At 37.5% G+C, this 22,246-nt stretch carries 20 protein-coding genes; 14 read left to right on the top strand and 6 right to left on the bottom strand.

Annotated features, from left to right (window positions below):
* Window positions 1-721 (top strand): IS30 family transposase (locus tag GGG_RS0115355; RefSeq protein WP_010116453.1); only part of this gene is annotated, 721 nt, incomplete at its 5' end.
* A 118-nt stretch (window positions 722-839) separates the two neighbouring features.
* On the opposite strand, the gene GGG_RS0115360 is transcribed toward GGG_RS0115355, so the two are convergent.
* The 4 genes from GGG_RS0115360 to GGG_RS0115375 form a co-directional block, all read right to left on the bottom strand.
* The gene (locus GGG_RS0115360) at window positions 840-1,583 is read right to left on the bottom strand and encodes an amino acid ABC transporter ATP-binding protein (protein WP_029574628.1); all 744 of its coding nucleotides are present in this window, start codon (window positions 1,581-1,583) and stop codon (window positions 840-842) included.
* Between the two features lie 13 nt (window positions 1,584-1,596).
* The gene (locus GGG_RS0115365; protein WP_010116455.1) at window positions 1,597-2,274 is read right to left on the bottom strand and encodes an amino acid ABC transporter permease; all 678 of its coding nucleotides are present in this window, start codon (window positions 2,272-2,274) and stop codon (window positions 1,597-1,599) included.
* A 2-nt stretch (window positions 2,275-2,276) separates the two neighbouring features.
* Window positions 2,277-3,119 carry an amino acid ABC transporter permease gene (locus tag GGG_RS0115370; RefSeq protein WP_010116457.1) on the bottom strand — a complete coding sequence of 281 codons (843 nt, stop codon included), beginning with the start codon at window positions 3,117-3,119 and terminating at the stop codon, window positions 2,277-2,279.
* Window positions 3,120-3,210: 91 nt separating this feature from the next.
* Window positions 3,211-4,110 carry an amino acid ABC transporter substrate-binding protein gene (locus GGG_RS0115375; RefSeq protein ID WP_010116459.1) on the bottom strand — a complete coding sequence of 300 codons (900 nt, stop codon included), beginning with the start codon at window positions 4,108-4,110 and terminating at the stop codon, window positions 3,211-3,213.
* Between the two features lie 527 nt (window positions 4,111-4,637).
* On the opposite strand from GGG_RS0115375, the gene GGG_RS0115380 reads away from it, so the two are divergent.
* From GGG_RS0115380 to hisG, 5 genes are all read left to right on the top strand, one after another.
* Window positions 4,638-6,095: an RNA polymerase factor sigma-54 gene (locus GGG_RS0115380; protein ID WP_010116462.1), complete on the top strand. Its 1,458-nt coding sequence runs from the start codon at window positions 4,638-4,640 to the stop codon at window positions 6,093-6,095.
* Between the two features lie 182 nt (window positions 6,096-6,277).
* A complete protein-coding gene (gene raiA, locus GGG_RS0115385) occupies window positions 6,278-6,616 on the top strand; it encodes a ribosome-associated translation inhibitor RaiA (RefSeq protein WP_010116464.1) in 339 nt (112 codons plus the stop codon).
* Between the two features lie 144 nt (window positions 6,617-6,760).
* Window positions 6,761-7,012, top strand: a complete 252-nt coding sequence (gene ibaG / locus GGG_RS0115390; protein WP_010116465.1) for a BolA family iron metabolism protein IbaG — start codon at window positions 6,761-6,763, stop codon at window positions 7,010-7,012.
* A gap of 6 nt (window positions 7,013-7,018) precedes the next feature.
* Complete coding sequence (gene murA / locus GGG_RS0115395; RefSeq protein ID WP_010116467.1) at window positions 7,019-8,284, top strand: UDP-N-acetylglucosamine 1-carboxyvinyltransferase; 1,266 nt, start codon at window positions 7,019-7,021, stop codon at window positions 8,282-8,284.
* A complete protein-coding gene (gene hisG / locus GGG_RS0115400) occupies window positions 8,284-8,973 on the top strand; it encodes an ATP phosphoribosyltransferase (protein WP_010116469.1) in 690 nt (229 codons plus the stop codon). Before murA ends, hisG begins: the two co-directional genes overlap by 1 nt.
* Before the next feature lie 78 nt (window positions 8,974-9,051).
* Here the strand turns inward: hisG and GGG_RS21625 are convergent, their stop codons facing one another.
* Window positions 9,052-9,393, bottom strand: coding sequence for a nuclear transport factor 2 family protein (locus tag GGG_RS21625; protein WP_010116471.1), 342 nt, complete (start codon window positions 9,391-9,393; stop codon window positions 9,052-9,054).
* A 193-nt stretch (window positions 9,394-9,586) separates the two neighbouring features.
* Between GGG_RS21625 and hisD the strand changes: the two genes are divergently transcribed.
* A complete protein-coding gene (gene hisD / locus GGG_RS0115410) occupies window positions 9,587-10,888 on the top strand; it encodes a histidinol dehydrogenase (protein WP_029574629.1) in 1,302 nt (433 codons plus the stop codon).
* A gap of 194 nt (window positions 10,889-11,082) precedes the next feature.
* Window positions 11,083-12,180, top strand: a complete 1,098-nt coding sequence (gene hisC, locus GGG_RS0115415; protein ID WP_010116475.1) for a histidinol-phosphate transaminase — start codon at window positions 11,083-11,085, stop codon at window positions 12,178-12,180.
* Here hisC and GGG_RS0115420 read toward each other — a convergent pair.
* Complete coding sequence (locus tag GGG_RS0115420; RefSeq protein WP_010116477.1) at window positions 12,138-13,595, bottom strand: anthranilate synthase component I family protein; 1,458 nt, start codon at window positions 13,593-13,595, stop codon at window positions 12,138-12,140. The two genes, hisC and GGG_RS0115420, sit on opposite strands and share 43 nt — an antisense overlap.
* Window positions 13,596-13,855: 260 nt before the next feature.
* Between GGG_RS0115420 and GGG_RS0115425 the strand changes: the two genes are divergently transcribed.
* From GGG_RS0115425 to GGG_RS0115450, 6 genes are all read left to right on the top strand, one after another.
* Window positions 13,856-14,815, top strand: coding sequence for a DUF6160 family protein (locus GGG_RS0115425; RefSeq protein ID WP_010116478.1), 960 nt, complete (start codon window positions 13,856-13,858; stop codon window positions 14,813-14,815).
* Between the two features lie 196 nt (window positions 14,816-15,011).
* Window positions 15,012-15,848: a C39 family peptidase gene (locus tag GGG_RS0115430; RefSeq protein ID WP_010116480.1), complete on the top strand. Its 837-nt coding sequence runs from the start codon at window positions 15,012-15,014 to the stop codon at window positions 15,846-15,848.
* Between the two features lie 51 nt (window positions 15,849-15,899).
* Window positions 15,900-17,165 (top strand): hypothetical protein, encoded by a 1,266-nt coding sequence (locus tag GGG_RS0115435; protein WP_010116482.1) that lies wholly within the window; start codon window positions 15,900-15,902, stop codon window positions 17,163-17,165.
* An 11-nt stretch (window positions 17,166-17,176) separates the two neighbouring features.
* The gene (locus GGG_RS0115440; protein WP_010116484.1) at window positions 17,177-18,841 is read left to right on the top strand and encodes an OmpP1/FadL family transporter; all 1,665 of its coding nucleotides are present in this window, start codon (window positions 17,177-17,179) and stop codon (window positions 18,839-18,841) included.
* 11 nt (window positions 18,842-18,852) lie between these two features.
* Complete coding sequence (gene filE / locus GGG_RS0115445; RefSeq protein ID WP_227500505.1) at window positions 18,853-20,205, top strand: putative pilus assembly protein FilE; 1,353 nt, start codon at window positions 18,853-18,855, stop codon at window positions 20,203-20,205.
* A gap of 10 nt (window positions 20,206-20,215) precedes the next feature.
* Window positions 20,216-22,159 (top strand): hypothetical protein, encoded by a 1,944-nt coding sequence (locus GGG_RS0115450; RefSeq protein WP_010116489.1) that lies wholly within the window; start codon window positions 20,216-20,218, stop codon window positions 22,157-22,159.
* The last annotated feature ends 87 nt before the right edge of the window (window positions 22,160-22,246 follow it).

The following is a 22,246-nucleotide window of genomic DNA, read 5'->3' on the forward strand; positions in this document are numbered from 1 at the left end:
CTATCTACTCAGGAATGCATGGTCTCCTGAACAAATCGCTTCAGCTTTACGTGTACGCGGGTGGATTGATGTTCCTTCTCATGAATGGATTTATCAATATATTTATAAAGATAAAGCAAATGGAGGAGATATACACAAGTGTTTACGGAGCCAAAAAACATATAGAAAAAGAGGATTTAAAAATAATGATCGGCGTGGACAATTGGCGAATCGAACAAGTATCCATTGTAGACCCAAGGAAATAGATCAGAGAGAAAGGCTTGGTGATTTTGAGGGAGATACCGTCATTGGCAAAAATCATAAAGGTGCCATATTAACCTTAGTTGATCGAAAAAGCCTTTATGTGCATATTGTACATTTAGGTGCTACAAGGCAGTCAAAGCATACAATTTCACAGTGTATAGAAAGATTAAAACTGAGCCATGCCTATAGTGTGACTTTTGATAATGGTAAAGAGTTTTCAGAACATGAAAGGATTACAGATCGAGGTATAGCCACTTATTTTGCAGATCCTTATAAATCGATCCAAAGGGCAAGAAACGAAAATACGAATGGTTTAATTCGTCAGTTTTTGCCAAAATCATCATCATTCGAACATGTTACTGTAGCTCAAATACGAGAGATTGAGGACAATTTAAATAATCGCCCTCGTAAGTCTCTTGGATGGTGTACACCCAGTGAGATTATGGCTGGATATTTAACTGTCGCACTTGCTAGTTGAATCTGCCGAGTTTAAAAGAACTTATTTTTTTTGTTTTTAGTGTTGTGTTAATAATCTACCCGAATTGCAATTTCCCAGATAGAAAAATGCCTCAACAGATAATGTTGAGGCATTTTTGTTAATGTACCATCGAAATCTTATCTAAGAAAAATTTCGTTCTTTCGTGGCGTTCTTCAGGTTTATTAAAGAAGTCTTCTGTTTTACAGTCTTCAATAATTTTGCCTTGATCCATGAAAATAACACGGCTTGAAACTTTACGTGCAAAGCCCATTTCATGAGTAACACACATCATGGTCATACCTTCTTTTGCAAGTTGGCTCATTACGTCGAGCACTTCACCAACCATTTCAGGGTCAAGAGCAGAAGTAGGTTCGTCAAACAACATACATACAGGGTCCATGCAGAGCCCGCGAGCAATCGCGACACGTTGCTGTTGACCACCTGATAGTTGTCCTGGAAACTTATCTTTATGTGCAGAAAGACCAACACGATCTAAATATTCAAGCGCTTTTTTCTTCGCTTCTTGTTCAGAGCGTTTAAGTACCTTCATTTGACCAATGGTTAAGTTATCCAAAACAGTCATATGTGGAAAGAGTTCAAAGTGTTGGAACACCATTCCTACACGTGAACGGAACTTAGCTAGATCAGTTTTTGAGTCTTTTAACGCTGTTCCATCGACAATAATGTTGCCTTCTTGGAATGGTTCTAAAGCATTCACTGTTTTAATTAATGTTGATTTACCTGAACCAGATGGTCCGCAAACCACCACAACTTCACCCTTTTCAATAGAAGTTGTGCAATCAGTTAGAACCTGAAAATCTCCATACCATTTTGAGATATGTTGTATTTCTATCATTGGCATATCGATTCTCCAATTAACGAATAATTGCTATTTTTTGATGTAAACGCTTCACGAGTCTTGAAAGCGCAAAGGAGATACAGAAGTAAACAACAGCTACGACTAGGTAGAAAGTTGCTTTGGTTTCAGCACCGTAAGTATTTGCTAATGTATTGGCATTACCTAAGAAGTCTGGTGCACTAATTACATAAACCAATGATACATCTTGGAAAAGTACAATCGATTGGGTAAGTAGTACAGGGAGCATATTTCTAAATGCTTGCGGTAATACAACATTGGACATGGTTTGCCCATATGTAAAACCGAGCGCATAGCCAGCGTTGACCTGACCTCTAGATACGGATTGAATACCCGAGCGGACAATTTCTGAGAAAAATGCAGCTTCGAAAATTGCAAAAGTTACAACACTAGAGAAAAGCGGACCGTAGTATGTATCTGATTGAAATTCAAAAAATTTAGGCAATAAAAAATAGAAAATAAAGATGACTTGAATCAGAGGTACGCCACGAAAGAAGTCTACATAAAATTTAGCAATACTACTGGCAATTTTATTATCAGAAAGTCGCATCATTGCAAGTGGAGTACCAATTAAGATACCTCCAATTACAGATAATATTGTTACAGTAACTGTAAATTTAAAACCAGCGAGTAAAGTTTGGATCACATCTTCATTTTGTAATATGCTGAAATCCATAATTATTTACCCCCTGATCCGAGTCCAGGAACTGCCATACGTTTTTCAATCCAAGCCATAATGTATTTAATGGTATAGGTAATAACTAAATACACTGGTGTAGAAAGAATAAGAATAACAATATCTTGGGATGTTTCTTCGCGCATTGTTTTGGTGTAAGCAAAGAAATTCAAAACACTTAATGCATATAAAACTGCTGAGTTTTTGAATACGTTCATTGCTTCAGATGTTAGCGTAGGCCAAACAATACGATATGCGACAGGTAATACAACATGGCGATAGCTTTGACTTTGTGTTAAACCAATTGCGAAAGCTGCATTTTTTTGTCCGCGTGAAACGGTATTGATCCCTGCTCGAACTTGTTCTGCGATACGTGCAGCGGTGTATAAACCAAGTGCAAAAACACCGATTACAGCAGGATTATCATTGAGAATGTTCTGCCACCAACCACCATTCACAATTTCTCCACTACCTGTACTTAAACTTTTTGGGAGTAGTTCTGGAAATACGAAAGCCCAGAAGAAAAGTTGCACAATCAGGGGAATATTTCGGAAGAGTTCAACATAGCAAGTCCCAATAAATGCCAATGGTTTATTGGGTAGTGTGCGTAATATGCCGACGAGAGATCCGATAGCGAATGCTAAAAAGAAAGCCAGAACAGCTGTCCAAACCATTGTCCAAACCCCTGAACCCAAGAGTTGTAACCATGTTGGTGCATCGGCAACAGGGGAGTAGCTTTCCCCACCAATTGCTTTACATACAGATTCAGCCCATGCCGCTTTATCTAAACTGTATTCGTTGGAAGGTAGACAATATGCTGTCCAGTTAAGTGAGCCTACTGACATGCGTGCTCCTTGCAATTTTAATTTTTAAAAAATTATAGATCAAAACATGAGACACATTTTGATCTATACACTATTTTCTAATAGAGGTAACTTAGTTGATACCAGCGTCAGTAGGTTTAGCCATTAGTGCTTTATAAGATGAGCTCATTGGCATATTCATGTTGACATTTTTAGGTGGAATTGGAGACAAGAACCATTTTTTGTATAAAGCAGTCATTTGGCCATTTTTCCACATGCCTGTTACAACACGGTCAGCAATTGCTTTATATGCTGCATCACCTTTAGGAAGCATAATGCCATAAGGTTCTGAAGAAAGAACAGGGCCTACAATTTTGAAGTCTTTAGGATTTGATGATTTTGCAATCAAACCTGCAAGAATGTTGTCATCCATTACGAATGCAGCAGCACGACCTGAAGCCACCATTGCAAATGAGTCAGAGTGATCTTTACCGTAAACGTTATTCACATTTACTTTCTCACCTTTTTCACCCATTTTGATGTATTTGTCAGAAGTTGTACCTTGCGTGGTTACAACAGCTTTACCATTGAGATCTGCAATTGATTTGATTGGTGAGTTTGCTTTTACAGCCATACGAACTTCGGTTGCATAGTAGTTTGTAGAAAAACTAACTTGCTGTTGGCGTTGTACAGAGTTTGTGGTTGTACCGCACTCCATATCAATATTTCCTGCTAAAATTTCAGGAATACGCGTAGAAGAAGTAACGGCTTTATATTCAACTTTGAGATTTGGCATTTTTAAGGTTTTTTTGAGCTCATTTGCAAAATTGTTACAAATGTCTACTGCATAACCCATCGGTTTTCCGCCAACGACATAAGAAATCGGATCTGAAGATTCACGATAACCAATAATCACTTTCCCTGATTGCTTAATTTTTGCAAGAGTATCTGCTGCTTGAACTTGTGAAAAAGCGCCACTCGCCATAAGTACGCCAAGTGTTGTAGTTAGTACCTTTGTCGATAATTTCTTCATTTTTGAAGTCTCCATTTGCTTTTATCTTTTAAGCAATCTAGCTTTAGGTTCGAATTGTTACATTTTGGGTGTTATGTATTTTTTACGATACATGATCCGTCAAACACCGCATCTCTATTTATTTTTATACCTACCCTTTGAATAAGTAAAGGATAAAACATAATAAATAGTAAATATTGATCAAAATATAATGTGATATCCATCACGATAGGTTTGGTATTGTATTTAAAAAAAATGAAATAAATAGGGGGTAAGGTATTTATTTTAGCTTATGCATTTTTAAACAGTATTTATTGATTTGATGATTAAATTGACAATATAGAATTTCAATATACTGAAATTATTTTTAATAAAATCAATACACAGGCTCAGATTAATTTTAGTTGATCAATAATAAATATTTTTTTGCTAATTCATTCTTTTTTATCACTAGGCGCATATCGTGCAGTATGCTATAAAATACAAATAGGCATGAATTTTGCTTGCTTGTGTTTGGTACGTGTTAAAACAGTGTGGGGCGCATTTCTATGAAGTTATCGGTTGGATTAAAGGTTGCAAACTCGTTGTCGCTCACGCCGCAATTGCAACAGGCCATTCGATTGCTCCAATTATCGAGTTTAGAGCTTGAACAAGAAATTCAAATACAGCTAGACAGTAATCCATTACTTGAGAAAGTAGAGGATGAAAATCATGACAATATTGAAAGTTTAGATGAGATCAAAAAAGAACAACAAGAATATGAACTTTCAGAATCTTTAAATGCAGATCATTTACCAGATGAGTTACCCGTAGATACAGATTGGGATGATATTTATACACATCAATCGACTGCGATGGAGCGTCCAGAATTTGATGATCGTGAAGATAATCGTCATGCAGATGCTTCACTGAAAGAACATATGCTAGGACAAGTGAATCTATTACATTTTTCGCCAGTCGATAAATTAATTGCATATTGCATTGTTGATGCTTTAGATGAAAAAGGCTTTTTAGATGCAGATGTAGAGGAAATTGTCAGTTCGGTTCAACATTTATTACAACAAATGGATTATGAAATCGAGGTTGAAACTGATGAGGTTTTGGTTGTTTTAAAACATATTCAACGGCTTGAACCGATTGGAATTGGATCTCGGAATTTAGCAGAATGTTTATTTATACAAATAGATGCTTTGCCTAATCAAACCTTATTTAAAAAAGAAGCTTTAATGTTGTTAAAACATTATGAGCTATTGGTCAGTAATGATTTAAATAAACTCATTAAACAAACAGGGTTAGATGCAGAGCAATTGAAATCTGCTGTAGATTTGCTCAAGACTTTAAAACCTTATCCAGGTGCAGAATTCGAACAAAAAGAATCAGATTATCAAATCCCTGATGTGGTTGTTTCTAAGAAAAGTGAACATTGGCATGTGCAACTGAATCCAGATATTTTGCCTAAACTCAGAATTAATTCTTTTTATTCTGGAATGATTAAACGGGCAGATCAAAGTGACGATAATCAATATTTGCGCAATCAAATGTTGGAAGCCAAAAACTTTATTAAAAGTGTGGATGAACGACATAAGACTTTATTAAAAGTTGCTACCTGTATTGTGCAACATCAACGAGAATTTTTAGAAATAGGTGCTGAAGGAATGAAGCCTTTGGTGTTACGTGATGTTGCAGAGGAAGTAGAATTGCACGAGTCCACTGTTTCTCGTGTGACGACCAATAAATTTTTACTTACGCCACGCGGTTTGTTTGAATTGAAATATTTCTTTTCAAGTCATGTGGGAACGACAGCGGGTGGGGAGGCATCTTCAACTGCAATTCGAGCTAAAATTAAAAAGCTGATTTCAGATGAAAATCCACGTAAGCCATTGTCAGATAATGTTATTGCAAATTTATTGAAAGATGATGGTATCGAAGTGGCTCGACGAACGGTGGCGAAATATCGTGAATCGTTACATATTCCTTCATCTTCAGACCGAAAAGTCTTGATCTAATTTTTAAAGTGTGGCAATTCTAAATGTTCATTATGACAAAATAATGAATCGCTTGTTAGTTTTTTGGAGTAGTTAAAATGATTGCATGATGTAAGGTACAGTATTTCCCTAGGTGAATTCTGGCATCAGATCATTTTGATTATGACGATCATATCTTCATTACGAAGGAGAGGGATGGAACTATGCAAATTACAATTCGTGGACATCATTTAAGTATTACACCTGCAATAGAAGAAAGCATTCGAGATAAATTTACACAGATGACCAAGCATATAGATCAGGTCAATAGTATGCAGGTGAAGCTAAGTAAAGATCATCAATTAGATAAAAGATCAAAAAAGGGGAGCGCAAACCATATCGCAGAAGCGATTGTTCGATTACCGGGGATCGAGCTGTTTGCTCAAGCATCTGCTGATGATATGTATAATGCGATTGCAAAACTCACCGATAAATTAAAAAGGCAGTTAGAGCGACATCGTAAAATGCAGTTAAATTATCAACCTTTGTTGGTATCTGTGTAGAATAGAAAAAATTGAACGGTAAAAAGAGGTTGCAAATACCTCTTTTTTTTATTGATAATTTTGTACGAGATAATGAATTATTTTGGCGAGTTATAGTAAAATACTCGGTTTTTACACTGTCAGTCCTATAAAGAGGTCGATGCAATGAATAGTGAACAGCTCACTGAAATCTTAAAAGCAGCTTTTCCTGATGCTGAAGTTGCTGTCAGTGGACAAGCAGGTAAATTTGACCTCCGTATTGTAGACGATCAATTTGAGGGTAAGCGTCCCGTTGCTCGTCAGCAAACAGTGTATCAACCGCTTAATTCCTATATCGCAAGTGGCGCAGTTCATGCTGTGACTATTCGTGCAATGACTAAAGAAGAATGGCGCAAAGCCAGTATGTTTGGAGCTTAAGCGTTAATGGATAAATTCTTAATTCAAGGCGGCGTAAAATTAGAAGGTGAAGTTCGTATCTCAGGTGCGAAAAATGCTGCTTTACCTTTATTGGCTGCCATGATTCTTGCAGATACACCAATTACCTTAACCAATGTTCCAAATCTTAAAGATGTGAATACTTTGGTTAAATTGATTGGTGGTTTAGGGGTAACGATGAGTTATCAAGGGGATACAGTTGTTGCTGATACCTCGACTCTAGATAATCAATTTGCACCTTATGAATTGGTTAAAACCATGCGTGCATCAATTTTGGTGCTTGGGCCTTTGTTGGCGCGCTATGGTAGTGCTAAAGTTTCACTCCCTGGTGGATGTGCAATTGGTTCTCGCCCTGTAGATCAACATTTAAAAGCACTTGAAGCTTTAGGTGCACAAATTGAAGTTGAAGCAGGTTATGTTCATGCGAAAGTAGATGGTCGCTTAAAAGGTGGCGAAGTCATTTTTGACATGGTCACTGTCGGTGGAACAGAAAATATTTTAACTGCTGCTGTTTTAGCGGATGGTGTGACTACAATCCGTAATGCTGCACGTGAACCTGAAATTACAGATCTTGCGCAAATGTTGATTAAAATGGGTGCAAAAATTGAAGGTTTAGACACAGATACTTTGGTTGTAACTGGTGTTGAAAGCTTACATGGCTGTGAATATGCGGTTGTTGCAGATCGTATTGAAACAGGTTCATATTTGGCTGCTGCTGCAATTACTGGTGGGCGAGTTAAAACCACGCATACCGATCCAAATTTATTAGAATCAGTACTCGATAAATTCGAAGAAATGGGTGCGGAAGTCACTCGTGGTGACGACTGGATCGAACTGGATATGATGGGTAAACGTCCAAAAGCGGTGAGCTTCCAAACTTTGCCACATCCTGATTTTCCAACAGATATGCAAGCACAGATCATGGCAGTCAATGCAATTGGTCGTGGTTTCGCTACAATTTCTGAAACGATTTTTGAAAATCGCTTTATGCATGTTCCTGAGTTGGCACGTATGGGTGCAAATATTCAGGTTGAAGGTAATGATGCAGTTGTGACAGGCGTAGAAAAACTTTCTGCTGCACCTGTGATGGCGACTGACTTACGTGCTTCATTCTCCTTGGTGTTGGCTGCTTTGGCTGCGGAAGGCGAAACGATCGTAGATCGTATTTATCATATTGATCGTGGTTATGAAGATATTGAGGCGAAATTACAAAGTATTGGCGCCCAAATTAAGCGAGTGAGCGAGACAAGTTAATGAGCGATATGAGAAACGATGATCCAAACTTTGACGTAATGGGCAATTTTGATCATGGTTTAACTTTAGCATTGAGTAAAGGACGCATTTTAAAGGAAACTTTACCTTTACTTGAGACTGCTGGAATTAACTTATTGGAAGATCCAGACAAATCTCGTAAGTTGATTTTCCCAACAACACATAAACACGTACGTATTCTAATTTTACGTGCTTCTGATGTACCAACCTATGTGGAAAATGGTGCAGCGGATATCGGTGTTGCAGGTAAAGATGTACTTATGGAACATGGCGCACAAAATGTCTATGAACCATTGGATTTGAAAATTGCTAACTGTAGATTAATGACAGCAGGCAAAGTTGGCATGGTACGTCCAAAAGGGCGCTTAAAAATTGCAACCAAGTATGTAAATTTAACCCGTCAATATTATGCAAGCCTAGGCGAGCAGGTGGATGTGATTAAACTTTATGGATCAATGGAGCTTGCACCATTGGTTGGTTTAGGTGATTACATTGTCGATGTGGTAGATACAGGCAATACTTTGCGTGCCAATGGTTTGGAGCCATTAGAAGAAATTTGCAAAGTGTCTTCACGCTTGATTGTGAATAAAGCCAGTTTTAAACGTAAACAAGCTTTATTAAATCCAATTCTTGAACAGCTTGAAAAAGCAGTTGCAGAGCGTCAAAAGTAAATTCATGTATTGAATCTATTTTTGTAAATAAAAAACCGTCCATATTTGGGCGGTTTTTTTATCCATGAATTAAAATATTTAACTCGTTATGCAATAGGATTCGATCAATATGAGTTTGTTTGAGTGATCAAAAGTATAAAGATCACAGGCTTGAATAATCGTATTCTTATTTGAATGATAAAATTCAGCAGACCCTTGAATAATCACTGTATTTAAAGATTGATGTTGTGCATGAATCGTGAACTTATGCGGTGTTTTATTAAAATAAGATTGTATTGAATTACAGTGCTTTACTATATTTTCTATTCCCTTTATATGTTGTTCTCCAATAATATGCCATTCAATATCTTCAGCGAAATATTGAAAAACAGAACTCAACTGACCCAATGAAAATGTCTGCGCAATTTCCTTTATTTGCATATGAAACCCGATGATGTTTTTTGATCTTTAAATGGATATATAACATTATTTTCGCAATAGCATTCAGTGAAATTATCATCTTGAGCATCAGTTGATGAAAGTATTTTCCTATAAAACTAAATAGAATTGACGATGTTATCTTACCCACAAGATAGGCAAAACAAGGTAAACTAAATCTTTCCTAAACAACCTTGTGGGTAAATTGATGCGACGTTTATCGACTCAAGAGCAGAACTTTAAGCAAGTCTTTGCTGACTTGTTAGCTTTTGAAACAGTGAGTGATCCTGAGCTTTTAAAAACAGTAGACCAAATTATTGCAGATGTACGCCAACATGGTGATGCACATGTACTTAAACTCACTCAACAGTTCGATCGACATCCAGCGCATCAATTTTCAGATTTAGAACTGTCACAAGAGCAACTTAAAGCAGCATTTGAAGGTTTGACGGCAGAAGTACGTGACGCTTTAGAAATGGCTGCACATCGTATTCGTACTTTTCACCAAGCTCAAAAACAAGAGGGCTGGACGTATATAGATGAGTTGGGAAATACACTGGGGCAGAAAGTAACACCCTTAGATCGTGTTGGTATTTATGTTCCGGGCGGTTTGGCGTCTTATCCATCTTCTGTGTTAATGAATGCTGTCCCTGCACATGTTGCGGGTGTACAAGAAATTATTATGGTTGTACCTGCACCGAATGGTGAATTAAATCCATTGGTATTGGCGGCTGCATATTTGGCAGGTGTTAATCGTGTGTTTACCATTGGTGGTGCGCAAGCTGTTGCAGCATTGGCTTATGGTACGGAAACCATTCCCCAAGTGGATAAAATCACTGGACCGGGGAATCGTTTTGTCGCAGCTGCAAAACGTGCAGTATTTGGTCAAGTCGGTATTGATATGATTGCAGGGCCATCTGAAATTTTAGTCTATGCAGAAGGTCAAAATAATGCGCAATGGTTAGCAATGGATGTATTGTCTCAAGCTGAACATGACACGGTTGCACAAGCTATTTTCATTACACCTGATGAGCAACTTTTAAATGAGGTTGAACAAGCCATAGAAGCACATTTGGCTGCTTTGCCTAAAGCTGAAATTGCACGAACTTCCATAGCGAATCGTGGTGCATTGGTCTTGGTCAAAGATCGTCAAGAAGCCATTGATTTGATTAATCAAGTCGCACCTGAACATTTAGAGTTGTGTTTGGATGAAGCTGAAGCAATGTCAGAAAGCATTCGCCATGCTGGTGCAATTTTCATGGGACGTTATACACCTGAAGCCATTGGTGATTATTGTGCAGGGCCAAACCACGTCTTACCAACGTCCGGCACAGCACGTTTTTCATCTCCATTGGGCGTATACGATTTCCAAAAGCGTTCAAGTCTGATTATGTGTTCTGAACAAGGTGTGAAACCACTTGCGAAAACGGCAGATATTCTTGCTCAGCAAGAGGATTTAGATGCGCATGCAAGATCAGCAAGATATCGTTATAAATAAGTTGAACCCCTCATTCATTTAGAAATGAATGTTCCTCTCCTTCAGGGAGAGGAAATTATAGTGATGAGAATTGATGTTCGATTTGATCATTTAAGAGATGGAGACTCCTCTTCTTTAGAGAGGCTAGGAGAGGAGATATAAAAGACCTCTCCCTAACCCTCTCCTAAAAGGAGAGGGAATATTGAGAAATTAAAATGCCAAATATTACTACCGAACAAATGCGTTTTTGGAGTCCCTCTGTACGTGAGTTAGAGCCATACGTACCGGGTGAACAGCCTAAAATTCAGAATTTATTAAAATTAAATACCAATGAAAATCCATATCCACCTTCACCTAAAGTGGTGGCTGCAGTTCAGACTGTATTAGTCAATTCAGCAGATGCTTTGCGTCTTTATCCTGATCCTGATGCAACAGCATTGAAACAAGCGATTGCAAAACAACAGCATGTTGATGTTAGTCATGTTTTTGTTGGAAATGGTTCGGATGAAGTCTTAGCACATATTTTTAAAGCATTTTTTGTGCAAGATAAACCGATTCTTTATCCAGATATTACCTATAGTTTTTATCCCGTTTATAGTCAATTTTTCGAAATCAGTACGCAAACTAAAATTTTACCGTTGAATGATGATTTTGAAATTGATGTAGATGATTATAAGCAACCGAATGGTGGCATTATTATCACCAATCCGAATGCGCCAACCAGTATTGCATTAGGACTAACCACGATTGAGGAGGTTTTACAAGCCAATCCTAATTCAGTGGTTGTTATTGATGAAGCCTATGTCGATTTTGGTGCAGAATCAGCGGTGAGTTTGGTTGAAAAATACGATAATTTAGTAGTGTGTCAAACCACATCTAAATCACGTTCATTAGCAGGATTACGTGTTGGTTTTGCAATAGCACAACCCCATTTAATTGCCGCTTTAGAAGCGGTGAAGAATAGCTTTAATTCCTATCCAATTGATCGTTTTGCAATTGCTGCTGCTGTTGCATCATTTGAAGATCAACAATATTTCGAAGCACAATGTCAAAAAGTCATTGAAAGTCGAGATAAATTGGTAGTGGATTTAGAGGCGCTTGGTTTTAGAGTATTGCCATCAAAAGCGAATTTTATTTTTGCTTCTTTAGCATCAAAAGATGCAGGCGAACTAGCAAAACAATTGCGTGAAAAAGGCATTATTGTGCGCTATTTCAATAAGCCACGTATCAATCAATTTTTACGTATTACCATTGGTACAGATGAGCAAAATCAACGCTTAGTGGATACTTTGAAAAATGATATTTTGGCATGATTGAATAATTTCAATAAAAGCCATTTGTAGCTAAAAAACATTAAAAAAGCGAATCTTATGATTCGCTTTTTTTGCTCAATAGGATTGTACCAAGTGTTGAGTAAATCCAACATTGCAGAGACTTTATCAAAACATTCTTGATACTCTGCATCACAATCAGATGCGATGGTAATCCCGCCACCTGCCCATAAAGACACTTCATTTTGATATTTTTGAATAGAACGAATCAAAATGTTCCAAGAACCTGTGCCATCAAGATTAAAATATCCCATAGATCCACAGTATGCGCCTCGTGGAGCACGTTCTAACTCTTCAATAATTTGCATGGCACGAATTTTGGGTGCGCCTGTAATCGAACCACCGGGAAGGGCTGAAAGCAACATTTCAAAAGGATTGACGTTTTCTTTTAAAGTAGCAGTCACTTCACTGACCATATGATGAACTTGATTAAATGATTCAATATTAAAAAGTTTTGGTGTTTGAACAGAACCTACTTCCGCATAAACACTTAAATCATTGCGCAATAAATCCACAATCATGACATTCTCAGCCTGATCTTTTTGAGAATGAATCAGGGTTTGTTTAGATTGCTCATCTTGAGTAGGGTCTTCATAACGAGGCATCGTGCCTTTAATTGGTTTGGTGGTAATTTTTCGATTGGCTTCAAAATCAATAAATAACTCAGGTGAACAACTTAATAATTCAAAATCATCAATTTTTAAATAGCCTGAGTAGGGCGCATCGGTGAGTTGCCAAAATTGCTCAGCAGTATCGAGTAAGTCACCACTTGTTTGAGCTGTAAATTCCTGAGTTAAATTGATTTGATAACAATCGCCTGCTTTGATGTAATTTTGAATTTTACTAAATGCTTGAGAATATTCAGATTTAGACCATGTGGGAAGGCAAGGTGTGAGCAGTTGAAAATTTTGAGGATTATTTTTTTCTGTTAAAAGTAAGTCTTGAATATATTGAAATAATTCTTCTGCACAAGATTCAGTGCTGTAAAAAAACCATTGATTTTGTTCGAATTTTATAAATGTCTTATATTTACCAATAAATAGATTTGGTTGATTTTTGAATTGAGCATCAATGTTTTGTTGACTCGCAAAATTATAATCAATGAACCCGATATAACCGCCTTGAAAGCCATGAGAATGTGTAGACTTGAATGGTGGTGTGGAAAACTGAATAAATTCATTGAAATGTTTAATATTTTGATTGATTTGATAGTTTAAAAGCGTGTTTCTTTGATAAAAGTTAAGTTGGTCTTTTGTTGCAATACAATAACTTTCAGGTAAAAACGCAACCAATAATTCACCTGAGTTTTTTAAATAAGTACAGCCAAATAACAGTTTAAACTTCTGCAATGTATCTGAAATGCTTTTTGAGGAAAAATCTAATGGCTTCCGAAACATAGGGAGTTTGAACTCAATAAAATGCACAATAATGCAGGCTATTTTACCTGAAAATGAAGCTTTAAAAAGTGTTTACCGTTTATCGGTTAGTTATCGTTTTTGATAAACAGCAGTTGAACAAAAATTAACATGCAGTTAATTTAAAAGGGCAAAACGGACTACTCAAGGATTGAAGTTTCTGTTGTAAAAAAACAAAAACAACATGGAACTGCGGAGAGTGGTTAAAAATGAAAAAAAATGCTCTTGGGAGAGTACATATTATGAAATTATTCACTAAACTAGCTTTAGTTTCTGCAGTGGCTATCAGTTCAAACGCAATGGCTATGCAAGCAATGGATGATGCTGCACTAAGCGCGACAACTGGTCAAGACGGTATCTCTATTGGTATCGGTATTTCAAAAATCGATATTGCAAAAGTTCACGTATTTGATGGTGATGGTTTAGCAGCAGCAGGTGCGGCTGGAGCTCCAGGTTTTGGTGGAACAGCAGCAGCAGGTGCGATCACTTTAAATAATGTTGTTTTAGCAGGTCCACATAAGGCTGATGGAACTTTAGATACAGCTCGTATGTTGGCAACTGGTAATTTAGCAGATGTAACTATTGATACAGATGCGGGTGCTGGTGGCACGAAACCTTTCCTAAACGTAGCTGCAGCTGTATCTGGTTTAGATATTTCTTTGGGTAAAATTGAAGTAAATAATGCGACTGGTAGTGCAGGTGCTTATGTTGCTGGTACAAGTTCTGCTGAAATTTTAGGTGGTTTAAGCCTAAAAACAGGTAAAATGAATGCAGTTGTACAATTGGGTAATACGCCTCAAGGTGCAATGATTAAGTTAGCTGGCTCTATGGTTGGTGGTCTTGAGATTAAAGACTTAGCGCTTAAGGATGCTTCTACTGCTGGTGGTGGTTATATTACTTTAGGTAGTATCAAGTTAAGTGATACTGGTAGTGCAACTGGCGATTTAGCATTAGATGCTGATGTTGCTGTTACTCAAAAAGGTCTTGCTATTACCGCAATGAAAAATGCAGCAGGTACTGACATTTACATTACTAAGATCGTATTAGGTGGTGGTACTCCTCCTGCAACTGGAGCTACGCCATTTAATGGTACTGGAGCTGGTAGTGCATCGATTGGTGATGTTGCAATCTCTGGTATGAAAGTATTTAATGGTGCTGCTGGTACAACACCTGGTGCTGTGATCACGATTTCTGGTCACTAATCTATATAGAAAAAAAGCGCGTTTTATACGCGCTTTTTTTTACAAAAAAAACTTATGAAATGCGACAAAAGTTCAAAAAAATACTGTTTTTTTTTCAAAAAGCGTTATCTTCTAGTCACAGGGATGTAGAGTGTTCACTCTAAAAATAAAATTAACACTATAGGCAAAACACTGCCGCTACTTGATAGTTAGAATTATGTTAGAAATTACTTTAGGTTCGGCATTAATCTATTATTTTGCCAGCCACGCCTTAGATGTGAAACCCAAGCCAAAAGATGCTGTTTACTATACTGAGCTTGCGGATTCCAGAGATAAATCATTTGCGCGTAATCACCGTGAAGTGGTCACGATTAAGCCTGCCTTAGAAAATCAGTTCCGTGGCATTGTCCGTCAGGCTTATGACTACAGCTGTGGTTCTGCGGCACTTACTACACTGCTCAATGGTTATGTGGGAACCAATCTCACTGAACAGCAAACCATGGAAGGCTTACTCCGTTTTGGGGAATACAACCGTATTATTGAACGAAGAAGTTTTTCACTTTTAGACATGAAGCGCTTCGTTGCTGCAATCGGTTATGAAAGTGGCGGTTTTAAAGGTGAGTTTACTGATTTAATTAATCAAAATCAGCCTGTGATTGTTCCTATTTCTTATGCAGGCTTTAAACATTTTGTGGTTTTCAAAGCCTATAAAGATGGTCGAGTCTATGTCGCTGACCCAGCTTTAGGAAATATTAGTTTCGACCAAGAACGATTCAAACAAATTTGGGAAAATAATACTTTATTTATTGTCAATGTCGCTAAAGATCAGCAACGCAATATGCTTGCTTTGCAAGATGCAGATATGCGTCATGTCGATGATGCAACGATAAACCGTTATGCACTGGTCGATGCACAGTATTCAACTCCCGATTATATGAACCGAATTGCAGATAAAGCATCAACAATGCGTAAGGTCATTGACCGAGATGTTAACTCTCCAACATATAATCAGCCAATTACAACCTATATGCGACTCTATTATAAACGTAAGTAGAAAATGGATTAAAAAATTAAATAACGGAATTGAATCTTGGGTAGGAATAAAATGAATAATGAATGGATGAAAAGAACTTTACTTGCAATTAGCATTCAATTTGTCATGGGGAGTTTGTACGCTGCTGAAGAGGTAACTGATGCTAGTGCAGAAGTAGCGGAAACAGCTACAGAGGCAGCTCAGCCGGAACAAGCTGGATCAGCAGATGCAACACCAAGTGCTTCAAGTTCAGAGCAGGCTGATACGGCAAGTGGTGCGCCAGTGGCTTCATCTAGCCCAGCAGTAACAATCAATAAAGATGAAACAAAGTCTTTAGTCCCAAAACCGGGTACTCAAGCTGCTGAAGCGTTGCAAAAGAAAGAGGGTGATGCGACTCAAGAAACAAACCTTCAAGAAGTTTTTACTTCAAATGAACGTCAATACTCGTTAATTAAAAAAGGTGAGTTCTCGACGTTTTATGACCTAGATTATTCTTATTATCGTGACAGTCAAATCAATGCTGGCATGAATGAAGGTCAGCTTTATCAATTACGTGTTGATGAAGATGCCAATCACACCATTACCAATACCTTTACTGCCCAATACGGCATACTTGATAATTTAACCTTTACCGCCTCAATTCCGTTTGTTGCAAAATCTGATAATTTAAAAGATGCAACAACAGCTGGACTGGGTGACATTAACCTAGGCGCTCGTTGGGAACCATTCCCGCTGAAAGCAGGTCGTTTACCTTTAATTTTATTCGGTAGTTTGTCAACCAAGACTGGTGATAGCCCGTATGAAATCAATCCAAATACAGATTTATCAACAGGTAAGGGCTATTATTCTGTTGGTGTAGGTGCAAGTACACGTAAATATATCGATCCAGTGGTACTGTTTGCTTCGGTTTCTGCGAACTATGGTTTTAAAGAAACTGGACTGAATCAAGTACGTGGTGGTGGGAATGCAGAAGGGGAAGGTGGAAACCAAGCTGGTGGACGTATTTTAGATGAGTTCGATCCTGGTATGACAGGTGGCTTCTCTTTCGGTTTTGCTTATTCATTCAACTACGATGTTTCAATGACAATGTCATATCAACAATCGTTTAATATGAATACGTCCTTTAAGTATAAACCTGTTGCAGGTCAATCAGACTCATATGATGCAGCGGATCAGTCTAGTGGTATGTTCTCAATTGCACTCGGTGTTCGTGTAAATCCTGAAACGATTGTAAATGGAACATTAGGGATTGGTTTAACAGAAGACTCGCCTGATATTTCATTGGGTTTATCATTCCCACTTGATATTTTAGGTTTTGGTAAGAAGAAAGCTAAATAAGGGAGTAATGTATGAAAAACATACGTTTGCGCCCATTAGTTACAGCGATCTTTTTGACTGGGTGTTCAACACAAGCATTTGCACATTTAGGTTTAAACCTATCTGTAGATGTTCGTTCGTTAACCATGGGGAATGCAGTAACTGCTGATCCTCCTGGTATTAGCGCAATTCATTTTAACCCTGCTGGTTTAACTAAACTGAAAGGTTTACAAACAGATGTACAGGGAATCATTGCAGATTTTGGGGTTCAGCGTGAATTTTCTGCACCTGTTGGATATAACGTATTTGGATATTCTGACGACCCTTTGATTTGTAATGATACAGCAGATAATCCGTCCAACCTTTGTACAGATTATAAAGATTCAGTCAATGGGGATGTTGAATATGCGAGTTTGTATGTTCCAATCCTAAAAAAAGTTGTTGATTTAGGCCCGGGTTGGCCTGTAGTCGCACCTACAGCAGGGATTTCTTATAATCCACCAGGTTCCAAATTAACCTTTGCAACGGCTGCTTATGCACCAATGGTTGCAGGTTTTGGTGCAGAAGATGGTAATCCCGGTAACTTTATGGGACAACAGATTGCGATTGAACGTATTACTTATTTGTCTCCTTCAATCGCTTACCAAGTCAATGATGAACTATCGCTTGGTGCTTCTGTTGGTATGTCTTATAACGCAATGGCGTTAAAAACTGATTTAAGATTTCCCAATGAAATGATTGGTGTATTACGGATGATTGATGAGTCCGTTTGTGCACCGTTCCGTAATAACTCGAATGCGATTACAGACCTATTGTTATTTGGTATTTGTAATGCCGATGAAGGGATGAACCCATTTGGCAAGTTCGGGAAAATGGAAGTATCTCTCGAGCAAAGTTTAAGTCCAAGCTATAACTTGGGTTTAATGTGGGAACCGACAGAAGAATTCGGTTTCGGTATGGTGTATCAAAGTTCAGCTAAAATGCGTATGAAGGGTAAGTACTTCATTGATAATGCTAATGCACCGAGAGAACTGATAAAAGGTTTGAACTCATCTGCGACAGGGCAAATTTTAGCAGCGATTTTAGGTTTTCCTGGCTATATTCCACCAACGGAATCTGGGTTGATCGCAATGGATTTAGAATATCCTGCGCATTTCCAAGCAGGGATTAAGTATAAGGTTTTACCTGATTTACAGGTCAATTTTGACGTTGGCTGGACTGATTTTAAAGCATGGGAAAAATTCAAATTTGAATTTGACCGTCAAATTTCAGCACTTAAAATTGCAAAACTATTATCAAATAACGTAACAGATCAGTCTTTAGCTTTACCACTGGGCTTTAAGTCGCCGTGGAGTTGGGGAATTGGGATGGAATATTCAGCCAATGATCGTTTAACTTTACGTGCAGGTTATGAACCTCGTGCCAGCTCTATCCCAGATGATAAACGTAATACCATGGTGCCAATTAACAATGCACAATTATATGGTTTAGGTTTGACTTATCGTTTTGATGAAGATACTGACATTGACTTGTCAGCTGGTTACTTGCGTAGTAAGGATAATATTCCTGCAAATACCAGTAGTTTAGCAAACCAAACAGGTGTGGATAATTTGTTGCTTAACCCATATGCAGGCTTAAATGTAAAAACTAAAACAGATGTGATTATTTTAGGTATTAACTATAGAACGAGATGGTAATGCGTTTGAAAATGAGCAATACACAAGCTTTAAAACCATTATGGCTAGCCTTAGGAATGAGTCTAGCCATAACAACGCCTTATGCTGCAAATTTTTATACAATCATTGGACCTGATGGCCATCCAATGATTGTACAAAAACCTATAGAAAAGCCGAAAGAAATATCTCAGAAAGAGTTGCCTAAAAAAGAGCAACCACAAACTGAAACACCTAAGCATTCCGAATCAAAGTCAATAAAAACAGATCATTTAACGGTTGAAAAGACACAAAAAATTGAATCTACGAATCAACAGATTAAGTCAGCACCTATTTTAAAAAATAATCCAAATCAAGATGCAAAAGTTTATGTAGAGGCTCCAACGTCCAAACTAAATGAATCTGAGCCAGTATCAGCACAAAAGAGTCAGCACCAACCTGTACAACATCAGAAAGTACAACAGCAAAAACAAATCGTTGCTGAACAAAAAATCATTCAAAAAGCATCTAAGCAAGAGTCAAAAGCAGATACTGCTGTGATGTTAAAAACACAACAAAAATCGACCATAGAATCATCATCTGCACCAGTTATTCGTCCACCTAAAAGCGCAGAACAAACAGTTACTATTGCTGAATCTTCTGCGCAAAGTTCAGAGTCATCTCAAGCTCAAGAACCACAAAAAGACACTGAAAATAGTCCTTTTACTGTGATTGATGGTCAAAAGTACGTCAATAATGAATATTTAGAAGACCAAGAATTTAACTTAGAGGGAAAAAAACGATTTTACATGACGCCAGAAGTTGGGGCTGTACATGGACGTTATGAAACGATTGAACGTCAAAAAGGATTAAGTGCGAGTTTATTAGATCGTATCCGTGGTGATTCAAAGCCTGTAGAGAAAAAAGCAATTGTATTAGCTTCGACTTATTATCGTTTACCGCAAAATGAAGTCGTGCAAAATCTTGAGAAAAGTTGTTTTACAGGTAAGAAAGTTTTAAAAGCGAAAAAACTATCGACAAAGAATCAAGAAGTTGGAATTTGGCCTGTAGCACCGATTAAAGAGAATTTTGCCTATGAAGTTGTTGAATTAGATTCTCAAGTGCAAAATGTTTTACTGACCTCGTATGCATCCTCTTCAAAAGTTCCTTCTTATTACTGGCCTTTAGTGGTGTTTCTAGATCAACAAGGTTGTGTTTTGGAAGGTGTAAGTGGTTTTAAAAATGAAGATATGCAAGATAACAATTTACAATTTTCTGCGATGGAAGGCGTATTGAGAAAGCCTGAAAAAGCAGTTTATATGTTTTTAACCCCTTTATCCTCAGCAATAGATGTTGAAAATAAACAATTAACAAATCATGGACAAATTAAGCTGAGTGTTATTCAGTAAGGAAGTAATGATGAAAAAAAGATTTTTAGCCCCTTTTGTTTTAACAAGTTTAACCCTTGCACTGATTGGTTGTGGTGGTGAAAGTTCAACGGTTCATGAGAATCCATATCAAGGCATCAAAACCTATACCAATGGGTGTGATGCAGATTCGACTGAAAAATGTTTAGGTTTTTATGTCGATTATCCTGTTGAAGGTTTGAACTTTGATTGTAGTACGGATACGCAAAATCACTATACAACGAAAATAGAAGGTGGTTTGGCCTTAGGTGGTTGTTTGATTGGCGATAAAGCTAAGTTCTTTATTCAGGGTACTGAGTCTGTACGTAAAATCACATTGGGTGATGTTGATCTTGCCAAAGTTCGACCATTAAAAGTTCGTGGACAACCCGCAGCAATTGGCTTAATTGATATTGCAAGTGCGATGACGGGTAAAGCACCGACGAGCATGACCATGAGTGATGATACTTTCAAAGTCATGGTCGGATTGGTTCGTGTATTACAAGCAGTTGCTGTAGAACAAGAAGCCAACCAAGCGGGTGATGTACAACCCATGGAGTTGGGACAAACACTTAAAAATAATCTGAAAAATTTAACAACAGATGTCGGTCCAGCGGACTTTTTAGATGGTACCTATGTTGAGAAATTAAAGCCTTGGTTAAATGTGGCTGCAATTGATGAAAATACAGCTAAAGAAACTGCACAGCGTCTAATTCAACAATCTTTAGTAAATATTTACTCAACAAACTTCCTGATTTTTAGTGGTGCAAATGTTGATATTCAAGGTTTTACAGGTAAGAGTGATTTAAATACCAAAAATGAATCGATTGCCAATATGTACCTCGTGACAGACCGTCAAGGCTATTCAATGGGCTATGGTATGCAGTGGGTCGGTGTTCCTCAAAAGGTAGAGGGAAGCCCATTTTCAGATTCATTATTAAAATTTGATTTATTAAATCAAGTGCTTCCACAAAAGTTGAATGTGGTAGCACAGCAAGATTGGATTAGCCCACTTTCACGTAAAATTGCCAAACCGTTAGAGTTTAAATCAGACAGTAATGCCACAGATAAATTAGAAATTTATCAAGGTGCTTTAGTCAATAATACTAATATTGCGGGTACAGAATATATGTACAAGCGCGCGATGGGCACAGCGACGGCACCTACAGATAACACTGTTTATGGAAAGTGGCGTCAAACTTTAAATGGTGATCAACTTTCAGGAAGTATTGATGTTTATAAAACCAATCCTGCCAACTATTTAGATAAAAAAGTTTTCCTCACACCAAATACGGTAAAAACCGGTGAAAAATATTATTTCCCACTGTACGTAAATTTAACATTTGCTTTTGATAATCAAGAAATCACGCCGAAAACACAGACTTTAGGTATCGTGATTGATGAAAATGGTGATATTCGTACCAATATGACCTCTGCAACGGATTTGTCAGGAACACGTTGTGATGGTGAGAATTTTGATAAAACCACGTATCGTTATAGCAATTCGGATGTGCAACAATATCGTGTAGGGACGACAGGTACTGCTTATATCAATGGTAATGTAGAAAAATCAATCACATTACGTATGATTTTAGCCAATCCAGTTTTTGGTAAGATTGATGGTGCTTTGCTTGGTTTAAATGAAACGCTTGTTATTGCTCCTTCGGATGGTACTGATCTTGAAAACAAAACAATTGCTTCAGGTGGTATTCGTTTAAACCTTCAAAGATTGATTAATGAGCAAAATCTTTCTAGTGGTGTCAATATTACCAGTTGGAATGGTGATACCACGACTCAAGCGACTTGGTTGAATTTACAAGCAGTTTACCAAGCCATTTATAACAGTGTAGAAGCCAATAAAGACAAGGTGACACCTGCCCAAACTGAATTGGCAAAACGCGTTTCAGGAACATTATCAGTGAGTTTACCAAGTTGTTATACGGTGAAGACTAAATAACTACAGTTATTTATAGAATAGTTATTTATAGAATAGTCTCTAAAAAATACCCCCAATCAAATTTGATTGGGGGTATTTTTATTGCTA

This window comes from Acinetobacter sp. P8-3-8, assembly GCF_000214135.1.
Lineage (GTDB): Bacteria > Pseudomonadota > Gammaproteobacteria > Pseudomonadales > Moraxellaceae > Acinetobacter.

Coding starts and splice junctions, on each gene's coding strand:
- GGG_RS0115370 (WP_010116457.1), bottom strand. CDS start 3,119: ATGTCAGTAGGCTCACTTAACTGGACAGCATATTGTCTACCTTCCAAC.
- GGG_RS21625 (WP_010116471.1), bottom strand. CDS start 9,393: ATGCAAATAAAGGAAATTGCGCAGACATTTTCATTGGGTCAGTTGAGT.
- GGG_RS0115425 (WP_010116478.1), top strand. CDS start 13,856: ATGAAATTATTCACTAAACTAGCTTTAGTTTCTGCAGTGGCTATCAGT.
- GGG_RS0115360 (WP_029574628.1), bottom strand. CDS start 1,583: ATGCCAATGATAGAAATACAACATATCTCAAAATGGTATGGAGATTTT.
- GGG_RS0115380 (WP_010116462.1), top strand. CDS start 4,638: ATGAAGTTATCGGTTGGATTAAAGGTTGCAAACTCGTTGTCGCTCACG.
- GGG_RS0115450 (WP_010116489.1), top strand. CDS start 20,216: ATGAAAAAAAGATTTTTAGCCCCTTTTGTTTTAACAAGTTTAACCCTT.
- hisC (WP_010116475.1), top strand. CDS start 11,083: ATGCCAAATATTACTACCGAACAAATGCGTTTTTGGAGTCCCTCTGTA.
- hisG (WP_010116469.1), top strand. CDS start 8,284: ATGAGCGATATGAGAAACGATGATCCAAACTTTGACGTAATGGGCAAT.
- ibaG (WP_010116465.1), top strand. CDS start 6,761: ATGAATAGTGAACAGCTCACTGAAATCTTAAAAGCAGCTTTTCCTGAT.
- GGG_RS0115435 (WP_010116482.1), top strand. CDS start 15,900: ATGAATAATGAATGGATGAAAAGAACTTTACTTGCAATTAGCATTCAA.
- GGG_RS0115365 (WP_010116455.1), bottom strand. CDS start 2,274: ATGGATTTCAGCATATTACAAAATGAAGATGTGATCCAAACTTTACTC.
- GGG_RS0115440 (WP_010116484.1), top strand. CDS start 17,177: ATGAAAAACATACGTTTGCGCCCATTAGTTACAGCGATCTTTTTGACT.
- GGG_RS0115375 (WP_010116459.1), bottom strand. CDS start 4,110: ATGAAGAAATTATCGACAAAGGTACTAACTACAACACTTGGCGTACTT.
- raiA (WP_010116464.1), top strand. CDS start 6,278: ATGCAAATTACAATTCGTGGACATCATTTAAGTATTACACCTGCAATA.
- GGG_RS0115430 (WP_010116480.1), top strand. CDS start 15,012: ATGTTAGAAATTACTTTAGGTTCGGCATTAATCTATTATTTTGCCAGC.
- GGG_RS0115420 (WP_010116477.1), bottom strand. CDS start 13,595: ATGTTTCGGAAGCCATTAGATTTTTCCTCAAAAAGCATTTCAGATACA.
- murA (WP_010116467.1), top strand. CDS start 7,019: ATGGATAAATTCTTAATTCAAGGCGGCGTAAAATTAGAAGGTGAAGTT.
- filE (WP_227500505.1), top strand. CDS start 18,853: ATGAGCAATACACAAGCTTTAAAACCATTATGGCTAGCCTTAGGAATG.